The sequence below is a fragment of the Prevotella sp. C561 genome, from assembly GCF_000224595.1.
In the GTDB taxonomy this organism is placed as follows: domain Bacteria; phylum Bacteroidota; class Bacteroidia; order Bacteroidales; family Bacteroidaceae; genus Prevotella; species Prevotella jejuni.
Genome location: NZ_JH114165.1, coordinates 1 through 11,688, shown reverse-complemented (window position 1 = coordinate 11,688; position 11,688 = coordinate 1). Strand labels below are relative to the sequence as shown.

Genomic DNA, 11,688 nt, shown 5'->3' with positions numbered 1-11,688 from the left:
AGCGCCCACGCTACACACCTAACCCATTCAGTCCCGCAAGCCTTTATTATAATAAGGAACAGGATTTCTACGTCTGCCCTATGGGACAGCATATGAAGCGTATAGGTATGAAGCGTTCCCTAACCTCTAATGGATTCGTTACTTACAGCGTACGTTATCAGGCAGAACGCTGTGATGGTTGTCCGTTGAGAGGCTCATGTTTTAAGGCAAGAGGAAACAGAATTATAGAAGTAAACCACCAACTACAGCACTATAAACAAAAGGCACGGGAACTACTGACCTCAGAAGAAGGCATCAAGCATCGAGGACGAAGGTGCATAGAACCTGAAGCTGTTTTTGGACAAACAAAATATAATAAAGCCTATAAGAGGTTTAGGCATTTTGGAAAAGACAAGGTCAATATGGACTTTGCCTTCTTTGCTATTGCCTTTAACATAGGGAAAATGTGTAGAAGAACCAATCTCAAGGAACTAAAAGCCGTTATGGAGCTACTTTTAGTCACCTTCAGATGCTCTATACAAGTTTATATAGTCTATTTAAAGCCCAACAAATCATTTTATATGAAATTAGCAGCATAGCTACAGTAAATAATGAATTATGTGGTAGACAAGGTAAAGGAAGAATAAAAAGAGGATGTATCAATTTTGACACACCCTCAGGGGGAGGGGCCAACTGGTAGTTAGTATGTGAGGTTACCCCTTTTGGCCTGCTGAAAGAAGGAGAAGGGATGCCAAACGGACGGAGGGAGAGCTACGAGGCAGTGCCTCGTAGGCCTGAACAGCAGGGGACAGAAGGACCAGCGCTTTCTATGAGCCCTGTGTTCTCTGTTCCTCTGTTACCATGTCTCAACCATACCCTATCCCTGTCTCAACCCTCTGTTACTCCCAGAACTTGTTCATCTGTTACCCTGTCTCCTATTACAAGCAGCTTGTTTACCCGTCTACTCGTCCACCTGTCAACTTGCCACGTTACCCTGTCTTTCTCATACCCTACTCCTGTCTCAAACATACCCTGTCCTATCTCAGCCCTCTGTTACTCATCAAACCTGTTCATCTGTTACCCTGTCTTTCTCATACCCTATCCCTGTCTTAAACATACCCAGTCCCTCTCTCAGCCCTCTGTTACTCCCAGAACTTGTTCATCTGTTATCCTGTCTTTCTCATACCTTGTCCCCTTATCCTCCTTACCCTGTCCCTACCCTGTCACAAAAAAAGTGAAGCCTTACAGCTTCACTTTCTTTTTCTTTCCGCTACTCTCGTTACTCATGCGGTCGAGGGCAGTGACAACAAAGACGTATTTCGTTTGTCCACCTTGATAGTTGAGGCGCAGTCTATTCTCGTAAGGCATAGCGACAATCTTCGACGGGTCGTCGAGATTGATAGGTTCATGCGGTTGGAAACAATAGACAACATATCGGTAAGGAGCATCGTTCCAGCCTTCACCCCTCGGAGCCTTCCATGTGAGGTAATAGCCATCGTCCTCATGTCGAGCCTTCACCCGCTTAGGTTTTGACGGTGCATCATCGTCGATGAACGGCATAGAAGGCTGCAGAGCAGGATAACGCCAGTAGTTTGTGCGCAAGAGCGTACCGTAGTTACCGGGGTTATCGACCACCGACTTCGCATACCAAAGGACAGTACCATTGACGTTAGCCGACTGCTGATGCAAGCGACGTTTCGCTGGTAGCTGATTAGAGTTAGGGTTCTGTGGGTCGGCAAACTTCACCGTGCGCAGCACATCCTCACCTATATATAATGGTCGCTTAGCCGCATTACGGTTCCACCAGCCAATGAGCTCCTTATAGTCGGCAGCCTTATTGCCAATCTCCCAATAGAGCTGTGGCACACAGTAGTCTATCCATCCGTTGTTAACCCACTTAAGGACATCGGCGTAGAGGTCGTCATAGTTCTGCAAACCATTAGTTCGACTGCCAATGCGTGGGTCGCTCTTTTGGTTGCGATAGATGCCGAAAGGCGACACACCAAACTTCACCCAAGGCTTACGACGATGGATAGTTTCACCCAACTGCTTGACGAAGAGGTCCACATTATTACGTCTCCAATCATTGATATTCGTAAACCCTCGTCTGTCACGTTGGAAGTTCTGCTGGTCGGGAATGGTCTGTCCTGCAGCCGGATAGGGATAGAAGTAATCGTCAATATGGAGTCCGTCGACATCGTAACGGCTCACGATATCGTCCACCACCGTACAGATGTAATTGCGATTCTCAGGTAGGGCCGGATTGAGGATATACTGCCCATCGTAAGAGAAGACACGGTCGGGGTGGGTTATGGCTACATGGTTGACAGCAAGCTGATTGGTGTTCTTCGTCTTAGCACGATAGGGATTGATCCACGCATGTAGCTCCATACCCCGCTTGTGGCACTCGTCGATCATCCATTGCAACGGGTCCCAGTAAGGATAAGGAGGTGTACCTTGTCGGCCGGAGAGGAACTTGCTCCACGGTTCATACTTACTCGCATAGAGGGCATCACACTCCGGACGCACCTGAAAGATGATGGCGTTGACCCCATCCTTCCTTAGTTCGTCTAACTGATAACGTAACGTACGCTGCATCTCCTGTGTGCCGAGTCCTTGGAACTGACCGTTGACACACTGAATCCACGCACCACGGAACTCTCGTTTCTTAGGCTGTGCCTGTGCGGATGTAGCGTAGCTAAGCCCGATGAACACCACTGCGGCAATCAATAATCTCATTAGAGAATTAAACTGTCTCATGTCTTTTTAGCATTTATAAAGAGTAGCCTTGCTACCTGTCTCTGCTCCATAAGAAGCTGATGGTGCGGTATTTACACACCACCACAGGCCGTCAAGGCATTGAAATCACATCTACTTGTTTCTTATAACCTATTTAATGATTCTCCCGTCGACCCTTTCCTTCTCCAGCCATCTTCCTGAACATCTGTCGATGGAAGCGCCGTTCGGCCTCTAATATTTGGAGTAGTTTCTCGGCAGGTATCACCTTTAGCATCTCTACATGATAACGTTGTTCTATATGCTTTAATTGTATTTCGAGCATATCCGACTTTGTTATGATGTCACTTGCCTCTCGTGCCGACTTCGGTTTGGTGTTATGAAGGGTGCGAAGGCGGTCGAAATAGACTCGTTGTTTACTACGCATCTCATCATAGATGAGGAAGAAGCGCGACGCTTCCTGTGCACTTAGATTAGCCTCTTTTGTAATGAATTTATGCGTCTCCAGTCTTACCTTGTTCGGGTCGAAGCGCCCTTGTGCACAGACAAAGGCTGCGTTGAGGATAAGACAAAGCATAAGGATTATTCTTTTCAGTCTCATATCGGTATCCTCCTTTCTATTGATCGTTTTCCATGTAAGCATACATATCCGACTCGTCAATCATGAAATAGTCGGCAGCCTGGTCGAATCCGTCCTCTGAAGTGGCCGATAGTGCTGTCGATGCCTTCGCCCCATTGTGTCCTGCCAATACGCTCTCGTCCTGCTGACCCTCGAAGGCATGATAAGAGAGGAAGCCCACCAGTACGATACCCACCGTCACGGCTGCAGCAGCCAACGGACGAAGATAACGGAAGGTGGTACGACGAACGGTCGTAGGGTGTGTAGTCTCCTTCTGTTCCACAGCCGACAGCTGCTCCATCACACGTGTTGACAGGTCAGAGAAGTAACCGTCAGGCACCGTGAAGGGACGTTTATTGCCATATTGCGTTTGTAAGTGATTCGTTGATTCCATAAAGTTTTTTCTTTGATATAACTTAGACTACAGAAAGAAGAAATGGTTTAATCATTAAGGAGAGAATATTACTCATTGCGTTTCAGATAGTCTGTAACCTTCTGTACAGCAACATGATAGGAGGCCTTTAACGACCCCTCGCTCGTCCCTAAGAGCTCGCTCATCTCCGAATACTTCATCTCGTCATAGTAACGAAGGGTGAACACCGTACGTTGAACATCGGGGAGCATGGCTATAGCCTGCTGTAACAAAGCCTGCGACCTATCGCCATCAAAGTAGTCATCAGCCATGAGCTGGTTGGCAATAGTCAGGTCGGCATCAGCACTGGCAAGCGTCATAGCCTTCTGACGACGTAGGAAATCGAGGGCCTCATTGATAGCGATACGATAGAGCCAAGTAGACAGTTTCGACCGTCCTTCGAATGTAGGAAGATTCTTCCAAGCCTTTAAGAACGTGTTTTGCAACACGTCATCGGCATCGTCATGAGTAAGTACAATACTACGAATCTTCCAGTACAGCGGCTCACCGTACTGGTCAACAATCATGGGGAAAACCTTCCGTCTTCCTTCAGGACTCGCCAACAAGCGAATCACTTCATCTTCATCAAGGGAGGACACTGCGCTTCAGATGTCGGATAAGAACGTGTGTGGACGTATCAGCCGTTTATCGGATAGAGACCTTACGTACTACGTTGCCCACCTTAACAATATAACAACCCTTTGGGAAATTGAGTGTGTAATGCTTATCGCCACCGTCAACTTTCACGCTCATCACGCGTACTCCCGTCACATTATATACTGACAGCTGTTCGTCTTCGGCCCCAACGACATGCAAGACGTTGCCGAGGACAGAGATAGAGATTGTCTGAACATCTAAGTCAATCAGGTCTATCGCTGTGCGCGCCTGTACTGTTGAGGTGAAGCCAACAGATAGTAGTAATGTGAAAAGGAAAGGAGTAAATATCTTTTTTATCATAGATTATGCTTTTATGTCAGCCACAAAGATAGTAAATTTCAAGTAGATAATGAGCTTTATTGCCTTAGAGGGGGAAGATTTAATAATTATTAATAAACAAACACAATCCTTCTCTTGTCCTTCTAAACCCCCTCCTGCGTTCTCCTTGACACCTTATTTATATTATCAGCATTGCCTTATTGCATTATCAACATAGCCATATTGTATCTTTAGCATATCCTTATGATATTATCAGCATAGCCTTATTTGTGGTTCTTCCGTTAAATGTGTAGATTGTTAATAGAATGAGATTAATCCACATACATGGTAAGCCTACCTCTAATAAGATTGCTTTATAAGGGAGGGGTAAACTATATGATAAATGTAATTAGGTGTGATGTCTATCTGTCGTCTATAAACAATTTATTCCTATTAGCCTAATTAGACTATTTAGTCCAATTGGGCTAATTAGGCTAATAACTTATTATTCTGTTATAATTTTTCACATCATAATTTTGAATACATGCTCTTTTGGCTTCTAAAAGACGCCCTTTTGGGTTGCAGAAGATGCTCTTTAAGACCCTTGCTAACGCCCTTTTGAAGTCCAACTAAGCACCTTTTACTTTATACTTAGTAACTAATTGATATCCTGTTGATTGCAAACCTGCTTCATGTGTGTATTTTTGTCGTTAGTTATAGGTATTTTCCTTGAATTTATGTAATGATTTTTCAACCCCTTATCTGCAGATTTTCGAAGTCTTAAAACGAAAAGATTTTCAATGAAAGAGGATGAAAATAGGATAGATAGTTGACTGTCTCAGCTATATTTTTGTTTAATGAGTAACTTTGGCTCTTACGTTAAAGCACTACGAAAAGCGTCCACACATTTAACGGAAGAACCTTATTTGTACTATCACCATAGCCCTTTTTGTACTATCAGCATAACCTTATTTGTATTATCACTATAACCTTATTATATTATTAGAATAGCCTTATTATATTATTAGAATAGCCTTACTATATTATTAGAATAGCCTTATTATATTATTAGAATAGCCTTATTATATTATTAGAATAGCCTTATTATATTATTAGAATAGCCTTATATTTATCATCATCACATTCTTATTTATGTTACTATCCCATCTTTACCTCTCTGTTACTCCCCGAACTTGTTCATCTGTTACCTTGTCTTCCTTCACACGCAACCTGTTAACCCGTCTACTCGTCAACTTGTCAACCTGCCCTGTTACTCCCCGAACTTGTTCATCTGTTACCTTGTCTTCTAACACAAGCAACTTGTTCACCCGTCAACTGTCAACTTGTCAACTTACAATGTTACTCCCCGAACTTGTTCATCTGTTACCTTGTCTTCTTTCACACACAACTTGTTCACCCGTCAACTGTCAACTTGTCAACTTGCCATGTTACTCCCCGAACTTGTTCATCTGTTACCTTGTCTTCTATTCCAAGCAACCTGTTCACCCGTCTACTCGTCAACCTTGTTAACTTACATCGTTACCCTGTCCCTCGTTAACTTAGTCACAAAAAAACGGAAGAGCGTCAGCTCTACCGTTATCTCCGAATTACCATCGTCTCCCGACGCTGATTTTTCTCAATCTTTACCTAAAATATAACTAAAAACCTAAATCTATTACTAACCTAAACAAATCTTCTTTCTAACATGAATAATCCTGAGCAATCTTCAATACCTGTAAAAGACTAAACCTTGTAATCAGCTATGTCGCTCTTGAATTACAATGCAAAGGTAGGAATAATACACATATCATCAAAATTAAACAGCAAAAAATAACAATCTATCAGTTAATTCTTGATTTACATCAAAGGCGATGTGCAATTATAGTAGACTTTTTCTTGTTTTCTTATATTATATCCCCTCATTTCCTTATAATATATAAGGTGGAACAAATCAACCGTCGTTACCCCACAAACAAAGCAGACAGAGCAAGGCCGAAGAGATTAGGAAACAAAAGAGGAAAAGACCACCTCGCAGCAATAAAACCCCTTGAAGTAGGACAGGCAACCATCGACAGGCGAAAAAACAAAAACCAACTTTCCTGTCATATCTGTCATGCTATAACCTTGTCTAACCCATTCACTCACAGTAGGGTTACACGAAATGTTAAAAGTGACAGCAACTTAATTATAAAAAAAACTCGTATATAAGCTGTAATAATTCCTCCTTTTCTATGGCACCATCACCCCCTTCATAATTCAAAAGAACCAAAGGCTAAAATCCTCCCCCACCCTTCATCGCCCATCACAACAATTCATCATCACCCAACACCCAACACCCAACACCCAACAGCCACCACCCAATAATTATCCCCCAAAATGTTTCTTTTTATAAGAATTATTGTACTTTTGCATGGTAAAAGATACAAAGGACGTTTATAAGACATTCTCTTATAAACAGTAAGAATTGCTTTCAGATAACAGACAAGACAATGAGCAAGCAAGTATTTCAGACAGACTCCCGTCAGCGTTGGAGTTATTTTAAGTGGACCCTACGTGTAGTCCTTACGATTCTCTCACTCTTTGGAATCGTTTTTTTAGCAATGTTTGCCTTGGAGGGTAGCCCACAGATGCCTTTCCATCACGACTATCGAAATGCGGTGTCAGCCTCATCTCCTTATACCAAGGACAACAAGACGGCAACACTCTATAAGTCGTTTCGTGACTTCTTCAAGGAGAAGAAGATGCATAATAACTATGCGAAAGCTACCATCAAGAAGCAACGATTTGTGGGGAAGGCGGACAGTCTGACGCAGAAATACTTTCGGGAGTGGGACGATCCACGGATTGGTGTGCGCTCGGCATGGTATGTTAACTGGGATAAGCATGCTTACATCTCTCTGAAGAACAATATACGACACCTGAATATGGTGTTGCCTGAGTGGTTCTTTATCAATCCTAAGACCGACAAGGTGGAATATAGGCTTGACAAGCAGGCGCTGCGCTTGATGCGTAAGGCTGGTATCCCTATCCTTCCAATGCTCACGAATAACTACAACTCCGACTTCCATCCAGAAGGTATCGGACGTATCATGCGTGATAGGAAGAAGCGTACAGCACTCATCAATGAGATGGTCAAGAAATGTAAACATTATGGTTTTGCAGGTATCAACCTTGACTTAGAGGAACTCGACATACAAGACAACGACCTCCTCGTTGAGTTAGTCAAAGACTTCGCACGTGTTTTCCATGCAAATGGACTCTATGTAACACAGGCTGTTGCACCTTTCAACGAGGATTATAACATGCAGGAACTGGCTAAGTATAATGACTATCTTTTCCTCATGGCCTACGATGAACATAATATGGGGAGTCAGCCAGGAGCTGTCAGTTCGCAACGTTGGGTGGAGAAAGCTACCGACTGGGCGGCTAAGAACGTCCCGAACGACAAGATAGTACTCGGTATGGCAACTTACGGATATGACTGGCCTAATGGGGAAACGGCTTCGACGGTATCATTCGACCAAACAATGGCTACCGCACTGGACGCAGATGCAAAGGTAAAGTTCGATGATGACACCTACAACGTTAACTTCTCGTATCAAAACACTGATGATGGAAAGATTCATCAGGTGTTCTTTACTGATGCAGCGACCACCTTTAATATCATGCGCTTTGGTGCTGAATATCATCTCGCAGGCTATGGTCTGTGGCGTTTGGGTACTGAAGACAAACGTATATGGCGCTTCTACGGTAAGGATATGTCGTGGGAGAATGTGGCAAGGATGTCTGTTAAGAAGCTGATGCAGCTTAACGGCACCGATGATGTTAATTTCGTTGGATCTGGAGAGGTGCTGGAAGTAACAACGGAGCCGCACCCTGGAAATATATCAGTGACAATAGATAAGGATAACCGCCTTATCTCTGAGGAGTATTATCACTCCCTTCCGTCAACATATACCATCCAACGACTTGGTAAATGTAAGGATAAACAACTCGTTATCACCTTCGACGACGGACCAGACAGCCGCTGGACACCTACCGTGTTGAGTACGCTGAAGAAATATAATGTCCCTGCTGCGTTCTTCATGGTGGGACTGCAGATGGAAAAGAACCTGCCTTTGGTGAAGCAAGTATATGACGCTGGGCACACTATCGGCAACCATACCTTCACCCACCATAACATGATTGAGAACTCCGACAACCGCTCTTATGCCGAGTTGAAGTTGACAAGAATGTTGATAGAGAGCGTCACAGGACATAGTACAATCCTGTTCCGTGCTCCATACAATGCCGATGCCGACCCGACAGACCATGAGGAGATATGGCCAATGATAGTGGCAAGTCGACGCAACTACCTCTTTGTGGGTGAGTCTATCGACCCTAATGACTGGCAACAGGGCGTAACGGCTGACCAGATTTACCAACGTGTCATTGATGGTGTGCACCATGAAGACGGACATATCATCTTGCTCCATGATGCGGGTGGTGACACACGTAAACCTACGATAGAAGCCCTCCCTCGTATCATTGAGACCCTACAACATGAAGGTTATCAGTTCATCTCTTTGGAACAATACTTAGGGATGAACAAGCAAACCCTGATGCCTGCTATCAATAAGGGAAAGGCTTACTATGCCATGCAAACCAACCTCTGGCTGGCAGAGATGATTTATCATGTATCCGACTTCCTCACGGCTCTCTTCCTTGTCTTCCTTGTCTTGGGTATGATGCGCCTCGTGTTCATGTACGTGTTGACGTTCAGAGAGAAGCGAGCAGAGAACCGACGCAACTATGCACCGATTGATGCTGCTACGGCACCAGCTGTTTCTATCATCGTACCGGGTTATAATGAAGAGGTGAATATCGTGCGCACCATCACTACGCTCAAGCAACAAGACTACCCGAACCTACATATCTACTTCGTCGATGATGGTAGTAAAGACCATACCCTCGAACGTGTGCGTGAGGCTTTCGATACCGATGATAAGGTTACTGTACTCGCTAAGAAGAATGGTGGTAAGGCTTCGGCACTGAATTATGGTATCGCTGCTTGTCGCTCAGAGTATGTGGTTTGTATTGATGCCGATACTCAGCTGAAGCAGGATGCAGTAAGTAGACTGATGAAGCACTTCATTGCTGACAAGGATAAACGCATTGGTGCAGTGGCAGGAAACGTGAAGGTGGGTAACCAAAGGAATATGCTTACCTACTGGCAAGCTATTGAATACACCAGCAGTCAGAACTTTGATCGCATGGCTTACTCTAACATCAATGCCATTACCGTTGTACCTGGTGCTATCGGTGCATTCCGTAAAGAGGTGATTGAAGAGGTGGGAGGATTTACCACTGACACCTTAGCAGAAGACTGCGACCTGACGATGAGTATCAACGAACATGGTTACATCATCGAGAACGAGAACTATGCTGTGGCAATGACAGAAGCTCCTGAGACACTCCGCCAGTTTGTTAAGCAACGTATCCGTTGGTGCTTTGGAGTGATGCAAGCCTTTTGGAAACATCGCTCCTCACTCTTCTCTCCATCGAAGAAGGGCTTCGGGTTGTGGGCTATGCCTAATATGCTTATCTTCCAGTATATCATCCCAACCTTCTCACCATTGGCAGATGTACTGATGCTCATTGGTCTCTTCTCTGGCAATGCCTTGCAGATATTCTTCTATTATCTCATCTTCCTTCTCATTGACGCAAGTGTGTCTATCATGGCTTACATCTTTGAAGGCGAGCGGTTATGGGTACTCCTATGGGTTATCCCGCAACGTTTCTTCTATCGTTGGATTATGTATTACGTCCTCTTCAAGAGTTATCTCAAAGCAATTAAGGGCGAGCTGCAGACATGGGGTGTCCTCAAACGCACCGGCCACGTTGGTGAGTAGCAGCCTTACCCTTGCTGCTAAGGGTGGTAATCCATAAGTGTCTCCATACAAACAGGGAGGAGGGCTTTTTATTAAGCTATCTACGACAAGTTACTTATTCTCCATGGTTTTTAATCTGTCCTCCATCTCTTTAAGGAGCTGTTTTCGCTGTTTCATGTTCGTTATAGCCAGTTTACTACCATCTTCCAAGCTCGTTTGATGAATATGGACATTGTTCTTTTCATCGTGCTTCACGAAGAAGACACCATTAAACCGTTGATAGACATTGATGGGGAAGAACTCTTGTAAGACATGATAGGCACCCTTAAAGCGTATCGGTATCAGTCGGTTGAAAGCAGGAGTCATGGGGAGATAGACAGAAGCGTCGGTCGAAGTGTTAAGACAATACTCTAAACTATTAGCTGGTGCTTTGTTTATTGCAGCGTCCTTCATGCCGAATGTTATATCTGTCGCAATCGCATCGCCACCTTCTGTGACGAGGAGTAAGGGACAATAGTCGTCGCCATACGCCTTTCGCAGATAATTTCCCATAGGCTGGCAAGGTACGGCAGGATAGGTAGACACAGGGTTTACGTGTATGGCATGGGAATAGATAAACACCTTCTCACGCTTATCTTTGGCACACCTATCTATCAAGAACTTCGCAGAGAGAGCCATCGTAGAGTCACGCTGGGCATACCTTTCAAAAGAAGGAGTCTGCTGATGCTGTACATTCAGCTTTAAGATAAAGTCAAAACAGGCCATTTCGTCATCAGAAAGTAGCTTAGTAATGATTAAAAAATAACTTGGTACATTTTCAGGCCAAAGACATCGGCATTGAACAATGTATTCAATTCGATATTAGCAGTTCTCATATATTTTATTTAACCTCAAATCCGCAACTAAGCCCTTGAAGGTTCTTATTGCGTTTTACACGTCCTCTCATTACTGAATTTGCAGATAATTTGAACTTGAAGCACCCACTTCTGCCTACAATATCCCCTTACCCCACAATGTGACTTGAGGCAATACACAATATCATTCCCATAAGTTGTAGGCACTATCCAAAATCAGTCTGGAAAACATCTGCGTAAGCATAATTACAGGTATAGATTATTCAGCACATACCGCCTTGATGTCTTGATCCACTTGGCTGG

At 44.1% G+C, this 11,688-nt stretch carries 8 protein-coding genes and 1 pseudogene; 2 read left to right on the top strand and 7 right to left on the bottom strand.

The window, feature by feature from the left end; translation table 11 throughout:
- A partial coding sequence (locus HMPREF0666_RS15555) for a transposase (protein ID WP_009013346.1) occupies positions 1–578 on the top strand: 578 nt, incomplete at its 5' end.
- A gap of 643 nt (positions 579–1,221) precedes the next feature.
- Here HMPREF0666_RS15555 and HMPREF0666_RS15550 read toward each other — a convergent pair.
- From HMPREF0666_RS15550 to HMPREF0666_RS15530, 5 genes are all read right to left on the bottom strand, one after another.
- Positions 1,222–2,739: a glycoside hydrolase family 10 protein gene (locus HMPREF0666_RS15550; RefSeq protein WP_009013344.1), complete on the bottom strand. Its 1,518-nt coding sequence runs from the start codon at positions 2,737–2,739 to the stop codon at positions 1,222–1,224.
- Positions 2,740–2,872: 133 nt separating this feature from the next.
- Positions 2,873–3,316 (bottom strand): hypothetical protein, encoded by a 444-nt coding sequence (locus HMPREF0666_RS15545; protein WP_042856519.1) that lies wholly within the window; start codon positions 3,314–3,316, stop codon positions 2,873–2,875.
- A 16-nt stretch (positions 3,317–3,332) separates the two neighbouring features.
- Positions 3,333–3,728 carry a hypothetical protein gene (locus HMPREF0666_RS15540; RefSeq protein ID WP_009013342.1) on the bottom strand — a complete coding sequence of 132 codons (396 nt, stop codon included), beginning with the start codon at positions 3,726–3,728 and terminating at the stop codon, positions 3,333–3,335.
- Positions 3,729–3,796: 68 nt separating this feature from the next.
- The gene (locus HMPREF0666_RS15535; RefSeq protein ID WP_042856518.1) at positions 3,797–4,345 is read right to left on the bottom strand and encodes an RNA polymerase sigma factor; all 549 of its coding nucleotides are present in this window, start codon (positions 4,343–4,345) and stop codon (positions 3,797–3,799) included.
- A 46-nt stretch (positions 4,346–4,391) separates the two neighbouring features.
- Complete coding sequence (locus HMPREF0666_RS15530; RefSeq protein WP_009013340.1) at positions 4,392–4,703, bottom strand: T9SS type A sorting domain-containing protein; 312 nt, start codon at positions 4,701–4,703, stop codon at positions 4,392–4,394.
- A gap of 2,447 nt (positions 4,704–7,150) precedes the next feature.
- Here HMPREF0666_RS15530 and HMPREF0666_RS15525 point away from each other — a divergent pair.
- Positions 7,151–10,552 carry a glycosyltransferase gene (locus HMPREF0666_RS15525; protein WP_009013339.1) on the top strand — a complete coding sequence of 1,134 codons (3,402 nt, stop codon included), beginning with the start codon at positions 7,151–7,153 and terminating at the stop codon, positions 10,550–10,552.
- 90 nt (positions 10,553–10,642) lie between these two features.
- Here the strand turns inward: HMPREF0666_RS15525 and HMPREF0666_RS15520 are convergent, their stop codons facing one another.
- Complete coding sequence (locus HMPREF0666_RS15520) at positions 10,643–11,296, bottom strand: erythromycin esterase family protein (RefSeq protein ID WP_009013338.1); 654 nt, start codon at positions 11,294–11,296, stop codon at positions 10,643–10,645.
- Positions 11,297–11,392: 96 nt separating this feature from the next.
- Positions 11,393–11,579: pseudogene (locus HMPREF0666_RS18345) on the bottom strand (hypothetical protein).
- Positions 11,580–11,688: the final 109 nt, after the last annotated feature.

Excerpts from the sequence above, each read along its gene's own strand:
- HMPREF0666_RS15550 (WP_009013344.1), bottom strand. The coding sequence starts at position 2,739 with ATGAGACAGTTTAATTCTCTAATGAGATTATTGATTGCCGCAGTGGTG.
- HMPREF0666_RS15545 (WP_042856519.1), bottom strand. The coding sequence starts at position 3,316 with ATGAGACTGAAAAGAATAATCCTTATGCTTTGTCTTATCCTCAACGCA.
- HMPREF0666_RS15540 (WP_009013342.1), bottom strand. The coding sequence starts at position 3,728 with ATGGAATCAACGAATCACTTACAAACGCAATATGGCAATAAACGTCCC.
- HMPREF0666_RS15530 (WP_009013340.1), bottom strand. The coding sequence starts at position 4,703 with ATGATAAAAAAGATATTTACTCCTTTCCTTTTCACATTACTACTATCT.
- HMPREF0666_RS15525 (WP_009013339.1), top strand. The coding sequence starts at position 7,151 with ATGAGCAAGCAAGTATTTCAGACAGACTCCCGTCAGCGTTGGAGTTAT.
- HMPREF0666_RS15520 (WP_009013338.1), bottom strand. The coding sequence starts at position 11,296 with ATGGCCTGTTTTGACTTTATCTTAAAGCTGAATGTACAGCATCAGCAG.